This is a genomic window from Flagellimonas sp. CMM7 (genome assembly GCF_021390195.1).
In the GTDB taxonomy this organism is placed as follows: domain Bacteria; phylum Bacteroidota; class Bacteroidia; order Flavobacteriales; family Flavobacteriaceae; genus Flagellimonas.
Genome location: NZ_CP090003.1, coordinates 1,668,815 through 1,690,031, shown reverse-complemented (window position 1 = coordinate 1,690,031; position 21,217 = coordinate 1,668,815). Strand labels below are relative to the sequence as shown.

Here is a 21,217-nt window from a genome sequence, read left to right as displayed (position 1 = left end):
AAAAAATCCTTTAACAACTACATACCCGAAACTTTTCTGTTTCTTTAGAAAAAAAGCATGAATTTGGTTAACTCAATTCCCAACCTTTTCTATACTCTCTTGAAACCCATTCGTTGGCCTTATCGTAATTAGTGATTTTCATATTTTCTCCATCCCATAACAACTTTCTTCTTCCGGGGTAGTCATAAGGAGCCCAGTCACCTACTTTTTTCCCTTCTTGCAGGACTTTATATTGATAGGCTTTTACGGCTAGATTACCCATAAGAACAGTTTCCGTCAAGGGTCCAGACTTTGCAAAGTCGGAAGAAGTAGCAGCACCATTCATACAACCATCAACAAAATTGGCAATATGACCCTCCATACTGCCTGGCACTCTTGGGTACTTAGCTTGAGGAGATTTGTATAGATTCATCATTTCTGAAGGTAACAAACGAGCATTTTGAGAGTAAGTATCACAAATCAAAGTTCCTTTATCGCCATACATAATGGTTCCGCCGCCGCCAGAACCTATCGTTTCCCCATCTTTAAGTTCATCTGGGAGGTCTGGTTTTAGTCCCCCGTCATACCAGTTCAATTGAATATCACCATGATGTTCATGTTCAAACTTTAAATGTATTTTAGACGAAGGGGGACATGAAGGACTGTAATCAGCTTCAACAAAATCGCCAACCCAAACAGAAGTACAACTAGCTTCTGCTTCTTTAGGATAACCCAAATTCAATACACTAAATGGTGTTTCCATAATATGACAGCCCATATCACCTAATGCACCTGTTCCAAAATCCCACCAGCCACGCCATTTAAATGGCAAATATGCCGCATTGTAATCGCGCATTGCTGCTGGTCCTAACCAGAGGTCCCAATCCAATTCTTTTGGAACCCTTTGTTTTTCAACTGGTATTGGCACACCTTGCGGCCATACGGGACGGTTGGTCCAACAATCAATGGTATGTATTTTTCCAATGACTCCAGATTCGACCCATTCACGTGCAATACGGCTATCATCACTGGACGCTCCTTGATTACCCATTTGTGTTACAATACCATTTTCGGCAGCAACTCTGGTCATCAATCTGGCTTCATGAATGTTGTGTGTCAAAGGTTTTTCAACATATGCATGTTTCTTTTCACGCATAAAGGGAAGCGCAATGGTAGCATGCGTATGATCTGGAGTGGCAACCATCACTGCATCTATATCTTTTAAATGTTTGTCATATACCTTTCTAAAGTCCTTAAATCGTTTTACATCTGGAAAAAGTTCGTAGGTCTGTTGTGCACGTCTATCATCTACATCACAGAACGATACAAATTTTACATGTCCTGTGGCCGCAAGGCCTTGTATAACACCGCTACCTCTTCCGCCAACACCAAAGGCAGATACATAAAGGGTATCACTAGGGGGTACATGGGTTTTTCCTAAAACATGACTTGGAACAATTGAAAATGCGGCCGAAGCTGCAGCCGCATTCTTAAGGAACTTTCTTCTTTGCATTTTGATTGGATTAGTTGTAGGCTTGAAGATACAAAAAAGCAGTAATTACCTTGTGACTTGTGAACCTTCTACATTAGATTTTTACAGAATTGTTCTGAAAAGTTATATCATGAATTTTCATGACTCTCCTCTTTCAACCTTTGGATGATTTGCGTTTACTTAAATCTTACGTTAAAATTTTAAAAAATGCATCCAAAATAATATTGAGAACGTATAACACAAAGACACTATTTATCTCGCAATAATGAAAAAGGGGAATATTTTATCCAATCAAGCAAATATATCAGAGAATAACGCTGACAATGATTTTCATAACCTAAGAGCTTTGACCTTAAAAGACAAAGTAAGTTCGTTTTTTGATACTGCTAATGCTTGGGGTGTTTTTGTAATGGGAAGCACATTTGTTTTGATGTTGGGAGCTGCTTACTTAATGTATATTTTACAAAGCGACTTTACTCAGTTTAATTTGGAACGTATGAGCTCCAAACTTGGATTGGCTTTTATGATTGTAGCAGGAGGTTTGTTTTTATTTAAGGCAAGTTTTTTCCTTTATACGTTATACCAATATTTCCGATATAAACCCATTGCATCAGTTGAAAATGATGAGCTACCAACCTGCACGGTAATAGTGCCGGCATACAATGAGGGAAAGCAAGTTTGGGATACGTTGATGAGTTTGGCAGATAGCGATTTCCCCAAAGAAAAATTACAACTACTGGCTATTGATGATGGTAGTCAAGATGATACATGGCACTGGATACAGGAGGCAAAGAAAAAATTGGGAGACAGCCTGACGATTTATAAACAACCCAAAAACATGGGAAAACGTCATGCATTGTACCTTGGTTTTAATGAGGGAGTAGGTGAGATTTTTGTAACCGTGGATAGTGATTCTATTGTAAAAAAGGACACCTTACGAAATTTAGTCAGTCCTTTCATTACAAATGAACAATGTGGTGCTGTGGCAGGGAACATTAGGGTTTTAAACAACGAGAGGGCTTTGCTTCCTAAAATGTTGGATGTAAGTTTTGTACTGAGTTTTGAGTTTGTTCGTTCTGCAGAAAGCAGTCTTAACTCTGTGCTTTGTACTCCAGGCGCTTTAGCAGCCTATCGTAGGTCCGCCGTTTTTGCTTGTCTTCCAGAATGGATCAATCAAACTTTCATGGGGCAACCTTCAGACATTGGAGAGGACCGTGCAATGACCAACATGATATTGAAGCAAGGTCACCATGTATTGTTCCAAAGAAATGCCTATGCGTACACCAATGTGCCTGAAAAATATCGCAGTTTATACAAAATGTTCATTAGATGGGGCAGAAGCAATGTTCGTGAGAACATAGAAATGTCTAAGTATGTCTTCAAGAATTTTAGGCAGGGTTCCAAAGTAGGTGCAAGACTTTTATTCTTGAGTCAATCTTCAAAAATTGTAATGAGTTACCCATTCTTGTTGTTCATGCTATTTTTTATTATAACCCATCCTTTATTATTTGTGAGTTCAACACTTTTTAGCATCCTTGTTTTGTCCACATTTCCAGTGATATTTTATGCAAAGCGATATGAGTTATCAGAATCTTTCTGGGCTTATTCATATAGTATTTTATACACTTTTGGACTATTTTGGATTACACCTTATGCCATTGCTACAGCAAATAAGAGAGGTTGGCTTACGCGTGGTCTTTCAGAGAAAAAATAGATACAATATTAAGTTGAATTAACTCGTGGTTTTTAAACTTTGAGGATTCCATTCTGAGTAAAACTGGTTCAAAAACCCCAACATATATTGATGTCGTTCTTCTGCCAATTTTTTCCCGGTTTTGGTGTTCATTTTATCCTTGAGCAACAACAACTTTTCGTAAAAATGATTGATGGTTGGAGTATTGGATTTTTTGTATTCTTCTTTGCTCATATTCAGCTTTGGGGAAATTTCTGGATCGTAGAGTCCTCTATTTTTAAATCCACCATAATTAAAGGCACGAGCAATACCAATGGCTCCAATGGCATCTAGTCGGTCGGCATCCTGTACTACTTTTAATTCTATAGAAGAAAATACCTTTTGGTTTTTTTCTAAACTGTTTTTAAATGACATGTGTTTGATGATGTTTATTACATGGTCAATGGTCTCTTCATTTACTTCTTGGGTATTCAAAAAATCCAATGCCATTCTTGGCCCCACGCTCTCATCACCGTTGTAGAATTTAGGATCCGCAATATCATGTAAAAGAGCTGCGAGCTGTGTGACCAAAACATCTACTTTTTCATGTTCGGATATTAGTTTTGTAGTATTAAAAACACGTTCAATATGAAACCAATCATGACCTCCTTCAGCATTTTTGAGTGTTTCTTTTACAAAGGAGATGGTTTTTTGGATAAGTGGTGAATGACTCATTTAGTATTTTATGCCTTTTGTAACTTGTTTTTCTACTTCAGTAATCAATGTATCTACGTCCCCTGTATTTTCCATGGGCGGATGAACTTCGAATTTAAGATAAGACCCAAGGCCCATTGGAAATTTTCCAAAACGCAATACTTTCCACGAGTTATTTATGCTGATGGGCACAACAAGCGCAGATGGCGCTTTTTTAAGAAGTATTTTTAAACCCATTGGTTTAAAAGGTTTGGGATGTCCATTTCTACTTCTTGTACCTTCAGGGAAAATTACGGCAGCACGATTGTTTTTTTCAACATAACTGCCTAATTTGGCTATTTCGGTTAAGGACTGTTTTCCGTCCTTTCTGTCTATTAAGGCAGAACCACCATGTCTTAAATTATAGGATACACTCGGAATACCTTTGCCTAATTCTTTTTTAGCAACAAATTTTGGATGGTGTTTTCGCATATACCAGATAATAGGCGGAATATCATACATGCTTTGGTGATTGGTAACAATAATTAGGGGCCTATCTGTTGGGATGTCATGCTTGTTTTCAAATTTATAGCGCGTACCTAGGACGTTGGTGGAACGCATCAAAACCCAATTTAGGATTTCCACACTTTTTTTATGTGCGTTGTAACCCAAAACGTTTAAACAAAACCATTGTATGGGATGAAAAATGATTAAAGCCAGACCAAAGAATATAAAAAAGAGAATGGTCAATGGATAAGAAAACAGCCTTTGCATATTTTACATTCTTTTAAAGAGCCAATTTGGTAAAATCTTGACAATTATGACGATCAATCCCCATCTTTTTTCTTTTGATAGCTGAGGTAACTCCAATAATAATTGTCTTTCTATCCAGAATTAACAAAAATAAAAAACCACCTCAAAATGAAGTGGTCCAAAATTCTTTTTTTTAATCAGGTATTAACAGAACTCGTTGTATGCTTCCATTAAATTTTCAGCAATCATTTCTGCTGGCCTACCTTCAATATGATGTCTCTCTATCATATGTACCAATTCACCATCTTTAAACAATGCCATACTTGGCGAAGATGGAGGAAAAGGAATCATATGGTTTCTTGCAGTATCAACCGCATCTGTGTCAACCCCTGCAAAAACAGTTGTCAAATGGCTAGGCTTCTTATTATTTTGTAAGCTTAGCTTGGCTGCAGGTCTAGCATTGGCCGCAGCACAACCACAAACAGAATTTACAACAACCAAAGTTGTTCCTTCTTGTTTTAATGCATTTTCAACTGCTTCGCTTGTATATAACTCTTCAAACCCAGCAGAAGCCAAGTCAGCTCTCATAGGTTTTACCAATTCTTCTGGATACATAGTCTTAATTTTTTATTTCGAATTCAAAGATACGGTTTTTGTCGTATTTTTTTCATCACCCTTAACACCGTTTAAGGGTTTCTTTCATGGGCAAAACCCTATATTTGGGCTTTAATATTTTTAAGGATGATTAAGTGGGTAGCTGCGTTTCTTGGCTATTTTGTATTTAGGTTCCCAGGTGCAGTACTTGGATTTATTGTTGGAAGCTTGTTGGACAATCTTGGGGGGAGTAATAGTGGACCTAGAACTGTTTTTCGTGATTTTACCCAACAAACAGTTTCACCTGCAGATTTTGAACTGAACTTACTTTCATTATGTTCAATTGTTATTAAGGCAGATGGACAGGTAAGTCAGCGAGAGTTGGATTATGTGCGGCAGTATTTTTTGAACACATATGGCAAGGAAAAAGCCAATGCTATTTTCCGAACTTTTAATGATGTAATCAAAAAAAGAGAAATCTCCGCACGGCGAATCTGCGCTTTTTTGGTGCAACGTACTAGGTATGAGGTAAGACTGCAATTATTGCATTTTCTTTTTGGAATTGCTCAAGCTGATGGGCAAGTTAGTAAGGCCGAGGTAAGCAAACTAAGAGAGTTGGCAGGGTATTTAAGAGTTGGCCTACATGATTTTGAAAGTATCATGGCCATGTTCATTAAATCTGCTGATAACGCGTACAAGATTTTGGAAATAGAGAGAAGTGTTTCCGATGATGAAGTAAAAAAGGCCTACAGAACAATGGCAAAAAAGTATCACCCAGACCGCGTGGTCACAGAAAATGAAGCCATTAAAAAAGGTGCCGAAGAAAAATTTAAGGAAGTCCAGAAAGCATACGAGACCATTCAGAAAGAAAGAGGAATTTCATAATACAGAATTATGCAAGAATTTTGGTTTTATATAAAATTGGGATTAGAACATGTACTAGATTTTGGAGCCTACGACCATATATTATTTTTATCGGCTCTGGCTATTCCCTTTACGTTTAAGAGCTGGAGAAGAGTCATTGTCTTGGCAACAATTTTCACCATTGCCCATTGTACTTCGTTGGCGTTGTCTGCCTTTGATGTTTTTACCGTTGATGTTGGATTGATAGAATTCCTAATTCCCGTTACCATTATACTCACGGGTTTGTTCAATTTAATTTATGTGTACAAGGATGCTAAGAACGTGGGAATGTATCTACATACATTAGCAACCGCTTTTTTTGGCCTAATACATGGCTTTGGGTTCTCAAACTATTTTAAAATGCTAATGGCGGAAGAAGAAGATAAGGTAACGCCATTATTAGGATTTGCAACAGGGATTGAGTTTTCACAGGTTGCTATAATATTGGCCATTCTTGGCATTGCCTTTTTGATTCAGGATTTGATAAAGGTGAAAAGGACACATTTTATTGCCATAGCGTCCATTTTAATCATTTGCATTACAATACCGTTACTCATTGCTACGTTTCCCAATTAGGACCTTAGTTAAATTTAATCGAATAAGGTTGTAAGGGTCTTCCAAAGCAGGTATATTTATTTAAATATCGGGTTATTTCCGAAGTATGAAGGAGGGTAAACAAGAAAAGTACGACAAGGCCTATTTAAGAATGGCCAAAGAATGGGGAAAACTTTCCTATTGCCATAGAAAACAGGTAGGAGCGATCATTGTAAAAGATAGAATGATTATATCTGATGGTTACAATGGAACCCCTACTGGTTTTGAAAATTTTTGTGAGGATGAGGAAGGATATACCAAATGGTATGTGTTGCATGCAGAGGCCAATGCCATTTTAAAAGTGGCATCATCCACCCAATCCTGTGAAGGGGCCACCTTATACATTACACTATCTCCTTGCAGGGAGTGTAGCAAGTTGATACATCAATCTGGCATAAAACGTGTGGTATATCAAACCGCTTACAAAGACGATTCTGGATTAAAGTTTTTAGAACGTGCTGGAGTAACTACCCATCACTTACCTATTTTAGAAGAAATGGTATAACCCACCATTTAGATTATGAAAAAAAAATATAGCTACATACTACCTACATTGATTGCTCTTGCGGTAGCCGTAGGAATTTTTATAGGAGGAAAACTTCATTTTGATGATACCCCGGAAAAACTGTTCTCTACCAATTCCAAAAAAGACAAGCTGAACAGGTTGATCGATTATATTGATTACGAATATGTTGATGAAATAAACACGGATAGTATTGTGGACGTTACCGTCAACAATATTTTGGGGAAATTAGACCCGCATTCAGTTTACATTCCAAAAAGTGAAATGAGGGAAGTATCTGAAAGCATGAAGGGGGATTTTGTGGGCATAGGTGTGAGCTTTTATATGTACAGGGACACCATTACGGTCATACGAACCATAAAGAACGGCCCCAGCTACATGAGTGGTATCAAACCTGGAGATCGAATATTGATTGCTGATAACGATACTCTTTTTGGGAGAAGAACTTCAAATAATGATGTTGTTTCTAAACTTAAAGGGAAAATAGGTACTAAAGTTGATTTAAAAGTATTTCGAAAGTCTACAAACAGGACCTTAAGCGTTACGGTAACCAGGGATAGGGTTCCCATTAAGAGTGTTGATGCATACTATATGCTTTCAAGGGATATGGGTTACATTAAGATCAACCGTTTTGCAGAATCTACGTTTGGGGAATTTAAGGATGCACTTAGAAAACTCAAATTACGAGGAGCGGAAAAATTGGTGCTAGATTTAAGGGATAATCCTGGGGGCTATCTTGGTATTGCAGAAAAATTGGCAGATGAGTTTTTAGAAGATGATAAGCTTATTCTCTATACCAAGAACAAAAAAGGGAGAATAAAGAAAGCTTTTGCTACCAAAAAGGGAGATTTTGAAGATAAACCAGTTTACGTGCTTATCAATGAACGTTCAGCTTCAGCAAGTGAAATTATTGCAGGAGCTCTGCAAGATAATGATATAGGAACCATCGTTGGAAGACGATCTTTTGGTAAAGGGCTTGTTCAAAGAGAAATGGATTTAGGAGATGGTTCTGCTGTGCGCCTAACCGTTTCAAGGTATTACACTCCAACCGGACGCTCCATTCAAAAATCTTATGAAAAAGGGCACAAAGACTACTACCAGACATTTATGGAACGGTATAGTAGCGGTGAATTAATTTCTGTTGACAGTATAAAGGTTGCAGATTCTTTAAAATTTAAAACTCCAAAAGGGAAGATTGTATATGGTGGTGGCGGTATTATTCCAGATGTTTTTGTTCCCATTGGCAGTAACGAAGAAGAAGCTATTGAGAGTATGGACGATACCTACGAATTCTTTTCAAGATTCATTTTTGAACATTTGGAAAAAGATCGTAAACGTTACTCGGACTTTACTAAAAATCAATTTTTAGATGAGTTTAAAATTGATGATATACTTTTTGACGAATTCATTCAATTTGTATTGAACAGAAAAATAAAGTTGGACTTCTACGCCTATGAGGAAAAAATAAAGGCATATCTAAAGGCAAATATTGCCGAACAATTATTTTCTCCCAATTTGTCAGCACAAATTAAAGGAACCCATGATGCAATGCTGGAAAAAGTCAAAGTACTGGATGCTGCAATTTTTGACCAATCTGAAGTAGGGTCCCTTAAACTACAAGATTAATTCTCCTTAAGTTTTTTGTCGATTTTTTTTGATGTCATAAAAATCAAAAGAAGAACTATGGCACATAATGAAGCTATAATGCCTATCAATGCAATGGTACTATCGCCTTGAAAAGGATTTGTAAAGTCCACCAATGTCACATTATATGCAATCAACCCTAAGGCTAAAAAAATTAAAACGATACTAAATGTCTTGTTCATAAATAAAAAACATGATGTTAGTTGCCCAGCATCTGATTAACGTTCGTGGCAAAAAGCTTTACGGCAATTGCCAAAAGAATAACCCCAAAAACTTTACGAATTACGCTGAGTCCATTCTTGCCTAAAATCCGTTCTATTTTAGCACTGGACTTAAGCACTATATATACAAAGATAATATTTACTACAATGGCCACTATAATGTTTTCAACATGATATTCTGCCCGTAAGGCCAAAATAGAAGTCAATGTTCCAGCTCCGGCAATAAGTGGGAAAGCGATGGGCACAACCGAGGCGCTTTCGGGTTCATCATCTTTAAAGAGGGTAATGCCCAAAACCATTTCCAAGGCCAAAAAGAAAATGACAAATGCCCCGGCCACGGCAAAGGAGTTTACATCAATACCAATCAAACCCAGAATACTTTCCCCAACAAAAAGAAAGGCCACCATAATACAGGCAGCTACAATGGAGGCTTTTTCAGACTGAATGTGGCCTACCTTGCCTCTTAACGATATAATAATGGGAACACTGCCTAAAATATCTATAACAGCAAAAAGAATCATGCTTGCGGTTACTATCTCCTTTATATTTAAATTCATTGGATTGTGAATATGTTTGCAAATTTACGGGTAAAAAGCGTTTTTAGATCTCAGATAAATGTATAGAAAACATCAATTTTTAGGTTTTAAATTACCTTTGCCCAAAAAGCAACGATTATCATGTTCCAAATAGGAAAAACCATAATTTCTGAAGAAATCATTAGCAACGATTTTGTTTGTAATTTAAATGCCTGTAAAGGAGCTTGTTGTGTAGATGGACAATATGGTGCCCCTTTGGAAGATTCTGAAACAGAAGTGCTTGTGGATGTTTTTAAGGATGTTAAACCTTATCTGCGTGCAGAAGGTATAGAAGCAATTATGGAACAAGGGGCTTTTGTAAAGGGAGAGGATGGAGAATGGGAAACCCCTTTAGTTAACAAGAGTGAATGTGCGTATGTTATTTTTTCGGAGAATGGAATTTCCAAATGTGGTTTAGAGGAGGCTTACAATGATGGTGCAACCACTTGGAAAAAACCGGTTTCGTGTCATTTGTACCCTGTTAGAACAAGAGAATACTCAGAATTTACTGCTGTTAATTATCACAAGTGGGAAATTTGCGACCCTGCTTGTAGTTTAGGGGAAGAGCTAAAAGTTCCTGTCTACAAATTTGTAAAGGAAGCTTTAATTAGAAAATTTGGGGAAGATTGGTATAGGGAATTGGAACAAGTGGCATTGGGAAACGCTAAACAGTAGGGATATCCAATATTACTTTTGTACCTCTAGGGCTACCATTTTCGTCAAATAAATCGACTATATCCACTTCAAAACTGTTTTGGTAATCTTTGGAAAAATTGGCCAAACGCTCTTTAGTAATCCGAATCCCAACGGACTTTCTTTTTAGCACTCTATTTTCCTTATTCGTTTGAGCTGCGCCCCGTCCAACACCGTTGTCAACTATCTCTATGGATACATGGCTCTGGTTTTTCTTTTTTACATTTAGATGGATAATTTTTTCACCCTCCTTTGGTGAAAGACCATGCCAAAGCGAATTTTCCAAAAAGGGTTGTAATGCCAAAGAAGGTACTTTTATGCTATCTGGATTTATACTCTTATCCACCGAAATCTTAAAGTCTATTTCATTGGAGAAGCGTATGTTTTCAATGTTCATGTATAATTCTACGGTTTCCAGCTCCTCTGCTAAAGTGATTTCCTTTACTGAAGAGGCCTCTAGTATTTTTCGAATTAACTTGGAAAACTTGTTTAGGTAGTGTACTGCATTTTTTTGCTCGTTATTTATAATATAAAGCTTAATCGAGTTCAACGAGTTGAACAAGAAATGAGGATTCATTTGACTGCGGAGCATGTTCTGTTCTAGGGTAAGAACCCTTTTCTCATTCTTACTTTGGTATTGACGATATAGAATGTAAAGTATAGAAGAAATTAACCCTACAATTAAAGCACTGACCAAAAGAGTGGTCTGATTTTTCCTAAGCCTTAGGCGCACAATTTCATTTTCTTTGGCCAATACTGAGATCTGGTTATTCTTTTTGTCCGCTTCATATCTGACAATGATATCATTCATGTACCTGAAATTGGTAGCACTGGAAATCTCCTCATCGTACTCATCTGCTTTTTTATAATAATCGTAGGCTACCTTATAGTTGCCGCGGGTTTCTTCAAAATCAGAAAGTTTCTGGTAAGCATACAATATATTACTTGGAATGCTATGAGTTTGTGCCATTTCCAAACCCTCCAAAATAAAATTTTGCGCCTTGTCATAATTGCCCAATTCTGTATGTGCCCAACCTGTATTGATAAATACCAATGGGGTAATGAAATAGTCGCCTATGGACCTTGATGGTTCAAGCAGAGGTTCTAATAACACCAATGCAGCATAAGGCATATCTTGCTTAAGATAAATCTGGGCAAGACTGTTTTTGCAGATAATTTTACCGTAGTTGGAGTTGATTTCTTCGTTGTAGGCAAGCGATTTTCTATAGTTTTCCATCGCACCTTCTAAATCATCTTTCAGTTCCATGCAATTTCCAATATTTTGATAATTGATAGCAAGCCCCAGTTTATTATCAAGTTCTTCCTCAAATTTTAAAGCTCTTTTAAACTGGATAATGGCAAGGTCATATTGCTCTATAGTTTGGTAGAGATTGCCAATACAGTTTAATGAAACATTAATGTTTCTTTTAATATGGTGCGATGGATTCTCCACCTCCTCAGCAAGTTCTAAGGCTTTTTGATTATAATCCAAGGCGGTCTTTATTGCATCCGTTCGTCTGTAAACTACGCCTAACATGTTGAGGGCTCTTACTTTTAGTTCGGTATTGTTCGCTTCCTCGGCTAATTCCAATGCTTTTTCATGAAGATCTACAGCCAGCTTAAACTTGGAAATGTTGCGGTATTTTGCTCCAATTTGGTCTAGCGCATAGGATTGTCCTTCCAAATAGTTTTCCTTTTCACACAAATCGGCAAAATATCGTAACAAGGTAGTATCTCTCTTTTCGAATTTCAACTCTGTATCCAAAGAAAGATAACTCTTGGGATTCATTTGAATAATCCTTTTGGCTTTTTCCTTGAATGCTTCTGGAATTTCTTGAGAGAGCATGCTATATGGAACCAGAAAAAGGAAAAAAAATAATACTATAATATTTTTTTGCGGGCGTAGGTTTTCGGTCTTTATAGCTTGTATATTAAACACAGGTGTCTTGGGAAGTTATAGCATATCCAAAAAATCAGATTTTTTTTGTCTAGAGACAGGAATTTTATGGTTGGATTCCAAAACCACATAGCCATCTGTTTTTAGAAACTCTTTTATCTTGTTTAAATTGATAATATATGAATTGTGTATTCTAAAAAAGCTATTATCCGGTAATAAATTATTTACCTCCTTGAGCTTTTTTGTTAATAGGATTTTTTGACCATCGCTTAGAAATATAGTACTGTAGTTTCCATCGGATTCCGCATAAAGTATATCATCACTATTCAAGAACAATAACTTTCCATCGGTGTTTATTGTTATCTTTTTACTATGGGATTCCGCATTAAAGTTCAACAAAATTTTCTCCAACTTGTCTATGGTCAAATTTTTGGTGTTGTACTTTTTTATTTTAGAAATGGTTACCTGAAGGTCATCAGTATCAATGGGTTTTAACAAATAGTCAATGGCCTCATTCTTTAAAGCCTGAAGCGCATATTGATTATAAGCCGTGGTAATAACAACAGGAAAATCTTTGTTTTTCAAATTCTTAATAAACTGAAAACCATCCATTGCCGGCATTTCAATGTCTAAAAAGAGACAATCTGGTGTATTTCGCTCAAGATAGTCCAAGGCTTCATGTGCATCTGTGAAAGACGCAATTATGTCAACTTCATCGCTCAGGTTGGTCAATTCCCAACTTAAGCTTTGTAAAGCCTTTACCTCATCATCTACAATAACTGCTTCTAACATTCCTTAGATTATCAAATCCAAATTTAGGACTATTCTGTATAAGGTATTTAAAAATATGTGCTAATGGACATTTAACGCTTATAATTGGTAAAAAAAGGAACGTAATGAGATTTTGAAGAACTTCACCTAAGTGGCAGCTGTTTATTCTTGTTACCCTATAAAGGGCCAAAAAGGCCAAAAACCATTTATACATAAAATGTAACCGATTATACATACTAGGCCCTGCGGAGCTTTTTCTTTTATAATTTGGCTCTATCAAAAATTAAGAAACAACCTTAATGATTTTACAATGAAAAAGTGTGTTGTATTATTCGTGATTTTGATATTTACTCTAATATTCGCTGCTGTGTTAGAGAGTAAGGAACTAAAAATGCAGTCAGATTGGGACAAAGTCGTCAATGTAGACTAGAAGGTTTCAACAGAACAAGTTCATATACATTACCAACAAACAAATGTACGGCCGAGCAACCAACCTCTTGATTTTAGAAACTGCTTGCAAAATAAAATCTTCGGCTATACTAAGGTTCTGAATTTTGGTTTTGGGTTTCGGGGGAACTACCTAAGATTAAAGTGCATTCCAAGGTTAAAGCTGAAAGTGGCCGTACTGTTTGGTAATGAATTCAATAAAGTGGCTTTAAGCGCAATTTTCATAAATAATTAAGACCAAAAAGTATATTACAATATACTTTTTGGTCTTTTTTGTTATTGTTGAATCTTGACAAAAAAACTTCACCAAGACCGTAATCCCAGCAGCCCAATCAACATCACTTGCGAACCTAGATTTCAACATGTTGTGTTAAAAACTTTACATTGGTTTTGATAAAACAAACTTTACAATCTGGTTACATTTTTGAATCTTTGTTTGCCCTGTTCACAAGGAAATTTCCTTTCCAAATTATAAACATTGTAACAAGTACGTATGTCAACAGCCATTGAGCCCATATTAGAAGAAAATGAAGATAGATTTGTAATTTTTCCAATTAAGCATGATGACCTTTGGGAATGGTACAAAAAATGCGAGGCTTGTTTTTGGACTGCCGAAGAAATAGATCTTCATGAAGATTTGACGGATTGGAACAATAAATTGAATGATGATGAACGTTATTTTATAAAGCACATCCTTGCTTTTTTTGCTGCATCTGATGGTATTGTGAACGAGAATTTGGCAGAGAATTTTGTAAGTGAAGTTCAATACGCGGAAGCAAAGTTTTTCTACGGATTTCAGATTATGATGGAGAACATTCATTCAGAAACGTATTCTTTGCTGATTGATACGTATGTGAAAGATGAAAAGGAGAAAAATGTGCTGTTCAAGGCCATTGAGAACTTTCCTGCAATTAAAAAGAAGGCGGATTGGGCATTAAATTGGATTGAGTCTCCCAGTTTTGCAGAAAGATTGATCGCCTTTGCAGCGGTTGAGGGAATTTTCTTTTCTGGCGCTTTCTGCTCTATTTTTTGGTTAAAGAAGAGGGGCTTAATGCCTGGACTTACATTCTCTAACGAGTTAATATCTAGGGATGAGGGCATGCACTGTGACTATGCGGTTCATTTACACAACAAACACCTGATCAATAAAGTTCCTAAAGAGCGGATTACTGCAATTTTAACAGATGCTCTTAACATAGAAAGGGAATTTATTACCGAGTCACTTCCGGCAAGTCTTATTGGAATGAACTCTAAATTGATGACACAATACTTGGAGTTTGTAACCGATAGATTATTGGTAGAATTAGAATGCGAAAAAGTATACAACGCTACCAACCCATTTGATTTCATGGATATGATTTCACTTCAGGGCAAGACCAATTTCTTTGAAAAGCGCGTGTCTGAATATCAAAAGGCAGGTGTTCTTAATAAAGAAAAAGATGAAGATTCACAAAAAATCAGTTTCGACGCTGATTTTTAGATTGACCAACCTTTACGAAAACACTATCCCCTAGTGTTTTCTTGATCTTAACCTAAGCGTGCTGGAATTTTCCAACGCAATTAAAGTGTATGCTGGTATAACCAACAAACGTATCATTTAAAATAATAGTAGCCACATGTATGTAGTAAAAAGAGATGGAAGAAAAGAGCTGATCATGTTCGATAAGATCACGGCCAGAGTAAGAAAATTGTGTTATGGCCTTAACGGGCTGGTAGATCCACTAAAAGTTGCTATGCGTGTCATAGAGGGGCTTTATGATGGTGTAACTACATCTGAACTGGACAATTTAGCAGCAGAGATTGCTGCAACCATGACTACTACGCATCCAGATTATGCAAAGCTGGCAGCTCGTATTTCAGTTTCCAACCTGCATAAGAACACCAAAAAATCCTTCTCAGAAACCATGAAGGATTTGTATGAATACGTAAACCCCAGAACCGGTAAAAAAGCACCGCTTCTATCGGATGAGGTTTATGCAGTGATTTCTGAGAACTCGGAAAAATTGGATTCGACAATTATTTATAACCGTGATTTTGGCTACGATTACTTCGGTTTTAAAACATTGGAACGTTCATATTTGTTAAAGCTGAACGGGAAAATAGCAGAGCGCCCGCAACATATGCTGATGCGTGTTTCTATAGGTATTCATTTAAACGATTTGGATGCTGCAATAGAAACGTATGAGTTGATGTCGAAGAAATACTTCACTCATGCTACGCCTACCTTATTCAATTCAGGGACACCTAAACCACAAATGTCTTCTTGCTTTCTTTTAGCAATGAAAGATGACAGTATAGATGGTATTTATGATACCTTGAAGCAAACGGCTAAAATTTCGCAATCTGCTGGCGGTATAGGACTATCTATCCACAATGTACGAGCTACGGGATCTTATATCGCTGGTACTAATGGCACTTCTAACGGAATTGTACCGATGCTTCAAGTTTTTAATGATACTGCCAGATATGTGGATCAAGGTGGAGGAAAACGTAAAGGAAGTTTTGCAATCTATATGGAGCCGTGGCATGCAGATATCTACGAGTTTCTTGACTTGAAAAAGAATCATGGAAAAGAAGAAATGCGTGCACGGGATTTATTTTATGCCATGTGGATTTCTGACCTTTTCATGAAAAGGGTAGAAGCGAATGAAGAATGGACATTAATGTGTCCCAACGAATGCCCAGGACTTTTTACAAATCACAGTGAAGAGTTTGAGAAACTGTATTTGCAATACGAAGCTGAAGGCAAAGGACGTAAAACGGTAAAAGCTCGAGATCTTTGGGAGAAAATATTAGAATCTCAGATTGAAACAGGCACACCATATATGTTGTACAAGGATGCTGCCAACCGTAAGAGCAATCAGAAGAATTTAGGAACCATTCGTTCTTCAAATCTATGTACAGAGATTTTAGAGTATACCTCTCCAGATGAAGTAGCAGTATGTAACCTGGCCTCTATAGCTTTACCAATGTTTATAAAAAATGGGGAGTTTGACCACAAAGAATTGTTCAAGGTTACAAAAAGAGTTACCAAGAATCTCAACAAGGTAATAGACAGAAACTACTACCCAGTTAAAGAAGCTGAAAATTCCAATATGCGCCATAGACCTATTGGTCTTGGAGTACAGGGCTTGGCGGACGCGTTTATCATGTTGCGCTTGCCATTCACCAGTGATGAAGCTAAGAAATTGAATCAAGAGATATTTGAGACCCTATACTTTGCAGCCGTTACCGCTTCTATGGAACAAGCGAAAGAGGAAGGGCCGTACTCATCATATAAAGGCTCTCCCATTGAACAAGGAGAGTTTCAACACAATCTTTGGGGCGTTAAAGACGAAGAACTTTCTGGACGTTGGGATTGGGCCAAATTGAGAAAAGAAGTGAAGAAAAACGGCGTTCGTAACTCTTTATTGGTGGCACCAATGCCAACAGCATCTACTTCTCAAATACTTGGGAATAATGAATGTTTTGAACCATATACGTCCAACATTTATACTCGAAGAGTACTTTCAGGGGAGTTTATCGTTGTAAACAAGCATCTGTTGGAAGATTTAGTAAGCTTGGGTCTTTGGAACGAAAACATGAAGCAAGAATTGATGCGTGCTAACGGGTCTATTCAACATATAGAAACCATCCCACAAGACATTAGAGAACTGTACAAGACAGTTTGGGAGCTTAGCATGAAGGATATTATTGATATGAGCAGACAACGTGGCTATTTTATTGATCAAAGTCAGTCTTTGAACCTGTTCATGGAAAATGCTAATTACTCTAAGCTGACTTCTATGCACTTCTATGCATGGAAAAGTGGACTTAAAACAGGAATGTACTACCTAAGAACCAAGGCGGCCGTAGACGCAATTAAATTCACCTTGGACAATACCAAAAAGAAGGAAGTTCCTGTTAGTGTGGCTGCAGAAGCAGAAGTTATAGCAGCAACGCCAGGAGGGGCAGAAGCACTTAAGGTAGAAACTACATCGGCAAGCCAACAAGAAGTGGATATTCAACCGATGACCGCTGAAGAAATGAAAGAGATGATTGCACGGGCCAAAGAGGGCCAAGCAGACGATGACTGCTTAATGTGTGGATCATAGTTTGTACTGAACTTATCAGTATGTGATAGTGTTTATTAAATAGATACCTCGGAGAAGTTCACCCCACAAAGAACAACTTCCGGGGTATTTTTCTGAACTAGAGATTTAATAAAAAAGCCCCTTTTAAAGGGGCTTTTTTATAATTATTGTTGGATGTTTTATAATGACCAAGCCTTACCTTGGGTCAATGTTTGTTCATCTTCACAACCTATATATTCACCTGGAACAGGGAGATAAGCTAAAACTTCTTCACCTACATATTCGGAGGTCTTATAAGACCAGATTGAAAGATCACGTAGCGAGTTAGCAAAACTGAAACATGAGATTTCATCGTCTAGTTGAGCACTGCCATTTTCTTCAACAGCCATAAAGTAAGCTTCTAAGGCTTTTCCATGGGTTTCTTCAACCTCATCCGTTCTTTTCTTAAGATATGTGGCAAAAACAGGCTCTAAATCCTCCTCATCCAAGTCTGCAAGAGACTCTTTCTGTGCTGAAGCCAAAACTTTGTCTGTAAACTTGCTCATGCCCATTTTTAAAAAATCTTGATGCTCCTTTGGAAGAACTTCATTTGCAAATTTATCTAAGAACATATGCACATTTACTTCTGTAGCAGAAGGCGTGTCGGTTTTTGGCAATAAGATATCTACAAGTGTATGTAAAACGGTTCCTTCATCTTTAGAAAAGAATTCAGGAGTCCAATCTAATACTTTCTTGCTATTACAGCTTTGTACTATTCCCAAAAGGGTTGGAGCAGCAACGGTATACCCAAAGGCCAACCCCATATTTTTAAGTGCAACTCTTCTTTTCATTATATGTTTCCTTTTTTAAGTTCTTGGGCCGCATGGCTAGCAGCTCTTGCAGTAAAAGCCATATAGGTCAATGAGGGATTTACGCAACTTGCAGATGTCATAAAAGCCCCATCCGTAACATAAACGTTTTTAACCGCATGTACTTGATTGTTTCCGTTTAATACAGAAGTTTTAGGATCTCTACCCATTCTGGCAGTTCCCATTTCATGTATTCCCAAGCCTAACGCATACGTTTCATCATAGGTTTCAATATCACGTACTCCAGACTTTTCAAGCATTGCTGCCGCCTGTTCCTGCATATCCTTGCGCATGTTAAGTTCATTTTCTTTTATCTCGGCATCAAAAGTCACCGTAGGCAGACCCCATTGATCTTTCTTGTCGTAGTCTAGGGTCATTTTATTTTCATGATAAGGTAAGATTTCTCCAAAACCTAACATGTTCATATTCCAGCCTCCAGGTTTAAGTATAGCATCTTTAAGCTCTTTTCCATGAGAAACTTCGGCTATGGCAGCCTCGTAATCACCTCTTCCTGCTCCGCCTTGATACCCGTAGCCTCTGGTAAAGTCTTTCATATTGCTATTACCTCCCAAGTTTCTGAAACGTGGAACATAAATTCCGTTAGGCTTTCTTCCTTTATAGTACTTATCATCAAAACCATCCATTTTACCTCTAGCACCAGCCTTAAAATGATGGTCCATAATATTATGACCCAATTCCCCTGAATCGTTACCCATTCCGTTAGGGAATCTATCGGACTTGGATTGCATTAAAATTGAAGTGGATGCAACAGCAGAAGCGCAAAGGAAAATTACCTTGGCCTTAAATTCAAAAACCTCTTTGGTGACACGGTCTATGACTTTTACCCCTGTAGCCTTTTTTGTATCTGCATCATAGATGACTTCATGCACTATGGAGTCTGGACGCAAAGTCATATTACCTGTTCGTTCAGCAGCCGGCAATGTAGAAGAATTACTGCTAAAATATGCGCCAAAAGGACAACCTCTAATACATCTGTTTCTAAATTTACAAGAACTCCGGTTTAAACCATCAAACTTTTTATCACTGTTAATATGGGCAACTCTACCCGCTGTAATAACACGTCCGTCAAAATGATCAGAAACGCTTTCACGCACATGCTGTTCCACACAATTGAGCTCCATCATGGGTTCAAATTTCCCATCAGGTAACTGAGGTAAATTCAATAACTCTCCTGAAACCCCTATATAACTTTCAACCTTATCATACCAAGGAGCAATGTCTTTGTAGCGTACTGGCCAATCAACGGCAACGCCTTCTTTTTTATTGGCCTCAAAATCAATTTCACTCCAACGGTAACTATGACGTCCCCACAATAATGAACGTCCACCTACATGATATCCTCTCATCCAATCAAAACGCTTGGTTTCATTATAGGGATGATCTATATCATCTACAAACCAAAAATTATGAGGAGCTTTTACAGTGTAACCTGTTCTATTTTGTTTCTCCTGTCTGGCAATCTTCTCTGGAGACAATTCCCCATTGTTTGGAAAATCCCAAGGGTCTAGATTTGCTGTGGGGTAATCAGTAATATGATTAACCATACGACCTCGTTCCAAAACCAGTGTTTTTAGTCCATTTTCGCATAGTTCCTTAGCAGCCCAACCACCACTAATGCCCGTTCCCACTACAATGGCATCGTATGATTCCTGCTCTTCGTTGTAATAAAATTTACTCATTTAATAGGATTGTTTATTTCATAAATGTATTAATTATTAAATTAATTTTCTACATTTAATCCTTATGTTTATTGAGAATTCACTACTATAACGTTGTAGTTTTTTAATTCTATTTAATATTAGACAATCAACCCTTATGAAGAGAAGGAATTTTATTCAAAATGGTGCCCAAGCAGGAATTGCACTTACACTGTTAGGTACATATGCATGTAAACAAAGCAAGAAAAAAGAAATAACAGAGACAGAAATGCTAGAAGAAACTCCAGCGGCACCAGAGCAAATTTTCAAGCTTTCGCTAGCACAGTGGTCCATACATAGAATGATTAGAGAAGAAGGGCTAGATCCATATCTATTTGCTGAAAAAGCAAAAGGGTGGGGCTTTTCTGGTTTGGAATATGTAAGTCAATTATATGAGGACGAACTTAAGGCTGCTAATTTTTCTAAAGAGGCTATGGATAAATTCATAGAAAAATCAAAAGCTGAAAGTGAAAAACATGGATTGGAAAATCTACTTATTATGATTGATCATGAAGGAGATTTATCTGCCGCAGATGAGATAGAAAGAAAAAAGGCTATCGAAGATCATTTTAAGTGGGTAGATGCCGCAGCTGCACTTGGGTGTCATTCTGTAAGAGTGAACTTAATGGGCAGTAAGATCGCTGAAGAGTGGACCCCCGCTTCTATTGATGGACTTACACAGCTTTCCAACTACGCAAAAGATAAAAACATCAATGTAATAGTGGAAAATCATGGTGGATTCTCCTCTAATGCAGCCATGTTGGTTGAAGTTATGGAAAAAGTGAACCTCCCCAATTGTGGAACACTCCCAGATTTTGGGAATTTCTGCGTGAAAAGAGAAGATGGATCTTATTTTGACACGCCCTGTATTGAGGAATACGATAGATATAAAGGTATAGGTGAATTAATGCCTTATGCCAAAGCCGTAAGTGCCAAGTCTCATGACTTTGATGAACAAGGCAATGAGACACACACAGATTATGACCGCATGATGAAAATTGTCAAAGATTCGGGCTATTCGGGTTATGTAGGAGTAGAATATGAAGGGGATGAGCTCAGTGAAGAAGAAGGAATAATTGCCACCAAAAACTTATTGAACAAATTACTTAATCTATCTGCATAAAACA

Annotated in this window: 19 protein-coding genes; 9 read left to right on the top strand and 10 right to left on the bottom strand. The window is 37.4% G+C overall.

The features are described from left to right. Positions 1–67 precede the first annotated feature (67 nt). Positions 68–1,492 carry a Gfo/Idh/MocA family protein gene (locus LV704_RS07715; protein WP_163420939.1) on the bottom strand — a complete coding sequence of 475 codons (1,425 nt, stop codon included), beginning with the start codon at positions 1,490–1,492 and terminating at the stop codon, positions 68–70. Positions 1,493–1,736: 244 nt separating this feature from the next. Here LV704_RS07715 and LV704_RS07710 point away from each other — a divergent pair, with 244 nt between their 5' ends. After that, positions 1,737–3,185 carry a glycosyltransferase family 2 protein gene (locus LV704_RS07710; protein ID WP_163420940.1) on the top strand — a complete coding sequence of 483 codons (1,449 nt, stop codon included), beginning with the start codon at positions 1,737–1,739 and terminating at the stop codon, positions 3,183–3,185. 18 nt (positions 3,186–3,203) lie between these two features. On the opposite strand, the gene LV704_RS07705 is transcribed toward LV704_RS07710, so the two are convergent. The 3 genes from LV704_RS07705 to LV704_RS07695 all read right to left on the bottom strand — a co-directional run bounded on the left by LV704_RS07705 (position 3,204) and on the right by LV704_RS07695 (position 5,204). Further along, positions 3,204–3,878, bottom strand: a complete 675-nt coding sequence (locus LV704_RS07705; RefSeq protein WP_163420941.1) for an HD domain-containing protein — start codon at positions 3,876–3,878, stop codon at positions 3,204–3,206. Continuing rightward, on the bottom strand, positions 3,879–4,610 hold the full coding sequence (locus tag LV704_RS07700; protein WP_163420942.1) for a 1-acyl-sn-glycerol-3-phosphate acyltransferase: 732 nt from the start codon (positions 4,608–4,610) through the stop codon (positions 3,879–3,881). It lies immediately after the preceding gene. A gap of 183 nt (positions 4,611–4,793) precedes the next feature. Continuing rightward, on the bottom strand, positions 4,794–5,204 hold the full coding sequence (locus LV704_RS07695; RefSeq protein WP_163420943.1) for a BrxA/BrxB family bacilliredoxin: 411 nt from the start codon (positions 5,202–5,204) through the stop codon (positions 4,794–4,796). A gap of 126 nt (positions 5,205–5,330) precedes the next feature. On the opposite strand from LV704_RS07695, the gene LV704_RS07690 reads away from it, so the two are divergent. The 4 genes from LV704_RS07690 (at position 5,331) to LV704_RS07675 (ending at position 8,829) form a co-directional block, all read left to right on the top strand. After that, a complete protein-coding gene (locus tag LV704_RS07690) occupies positions 5,331–6,068 on the top strand; it encodes a TerB family tellurite resistance protein (RefSeq protein ID WP_163420944.1) in 738 nt (245 codons plus the stop codon). Between the two features lie 9 nt (positions 6,069–6,077). Further along, entirely contained in the window at positions 6,078–6,662 is a 585-nt protein-coding gene (locus LV704_RS07685; RefSeq protein WP_163420945.1) for a HupE/UreJ family protein, read from the top strand. Positions 6,663–6,747: 85 nt separating this feature from the next. Continuing rightward, entirely contained in the window at positions 6,748–7,185 is a 438-nt protein-coding gene (locus LV704_RS07680; RefSeq protein ID WP_163420946.1) for a dCMP deaminase family protein, read from the top strand. A 15-nt stretch (positions 7,186–7,200) separates the two neighbouring features. Beyond that, complete coding sequence (locus tag LV704_RS07675) at positions 7,201–8,829, top strand: S41 family peptidase (protein WP_163420947.1); 1,629 nt, start codon at positions 7,201–7,203, stop codon at positions 8,827–8,829. Here LV704_RS07675 and LV704_RS07670 read toward each other — a convergent pair. Together LV704_RS07670 and LV704_RS07665 are read right to left on the bottom strand one after the other, a co-directional pair. Next, on the bottom strand, positions 8,826–9,029 hold the full coding sequence (locus LV704_RS07670; RefSeq protein ID WP_163420948.1) for a hypothetical protein: 204 nt from the start codon (positions 9,027–9,029) through the stop codon (positions 8,826–8,828). The genes LV704_RS07675 and LV704_RS07670 overlap by 4 nt on opposite strands. Before the next feature lie 17 nt (positions 9,030–9,046). Continuing rightward, the gene (locus tag LV704_RS07665) at positions 9,047–9,625 is read right to left on the bottom strand and encodes a MarC family protein (RefSeq protein WP_163420949.1); all 579 of its coding nucleotides are present in this window, start codon (positions 9,623–9,625) and stop codon (positions 9,047–9,049) included. Between the two features lie 120 nt (positions 9,626–9,745). Between LV704_RS07665 and LV704_RS07660 the strand changes: the two genes are divergently transcribed. Continuing rightward, entirely contained in the window at positions 9,746–10,318 is a 573-nt protein-coding gene (locus LV704_RS07660) for a DUF3109 family protein (RefSeq protein WP_163420950.1), read from the top strand. Here LV704_RS07660 and LV704_RS07655 read toward each other — a convergent pair. Next, a complete protein-coding gene (locus LV704_RS07655) occupies positions 10,308–12,182 on the bottom strand; it encodes a tetratricopeptide repeat protein (RefSeq protein ID WP_163420951.1) in 1,875 nt (624 codons plus the stop codon). The genes LV704_RS07660 and LV704_RS07655 overlap by 11 nt on opposite strands. A 108-nt stretch (positions 12,183–12,290) precedes the next feature. Beyond that, the gene (locus tag LV704_RS07650; RefSeq protein ID WP_163420952.1) at positions 12,291–13,025 is read right to left on the bottom strand and encodes a LytTR family DNA-binding domain-containing protein; all 735 of its coding nucleotides are present in this window, start codon (positions 13,023–13,025) and stop codon (positions 12,291–12,293) included. A 919-nt stretch (positions 13,026–13,944) separates the two neighbouring features. On the opposite strand from LV704_RS07650, the gene LV704_RS07645 reads away from it, so the two are divergent. Both LV704_RS07645 and LV704_RS07640 read left to right on the top strand, forming a co-directional pair. Then, positions 13,945–14,931 carry a ribonucleotide-diphosphate reductase subunit beta gene (locus tag LV704_RS07645; protein WP_163420953.1) on the top strand — a complete coding sequence of 329 codons (987 nt, stop codon included), beginning with the start codon at positions 13,945–13,947 and terminating at the stop codon, positions 14,929–14,931. 136 nt (positions 14,932–15,067) lie between these two features. Next, the gene (locus LV704_RS07640) at positions 15,068–17,545 is read left to right on the top strand and encodes a ribonucleoside-diphosphate reductase subunit alpha (protein ID WP_163420954.1); all 2,478 of its coding nucleotides are present in this window, start codon (positions 15,068–15,070) and stop codon (positions 17,543–17,545) included. Between the two features lie 158 nt (positions 17,546–17,703). On the opposite strand, the gene LV704_RS07635 is transcribed toward LV704_RS07640, so the two are convergent. Further along, a complete protein-coding gene (locus tag LV704_RS07635) occupies positions 17,704–18,354 on the bottom strand; it encodes a gluconate 2-dehydrogenase subunit 3 family protein (protein ID WP_163420955.1) in 651 nt (216 codons plus the stop codon). Continuing rightward, positions 18,354–20,072: a GMC oxidoreductase gene (locus tag LV704_RS07630; protein ID WP_163420956.1), complete on the bottom strand. Its 1,719-nt coding sequence runs from the start codon at positions 20,070–20,072 to the stop codon at positions 18,354–18,356. Before LV704_RS07630 ends, LV704_RS07635 begins: the two co-directional genes overlap by 1 nt. A gap of 136 nt (positions 20,073–20,208) precedes the next feature. Between LV704_RS07630 and LV704_RS07625 the strand changes: the two genes are divergently transcribed. Then, positions 20,209–21,213 (top strand): sugar phosphate isomerase/epimerase, encoded by a 1,005-nt coding sequence (locus LV704_RS07625; protein WP_163420957.1) that lies wholly within the window; start codon positions 20,209–20,211, stop codon positions 21,211–21,213. Positions 21,214–21,217: the final 4 nt, after the last annotated feature.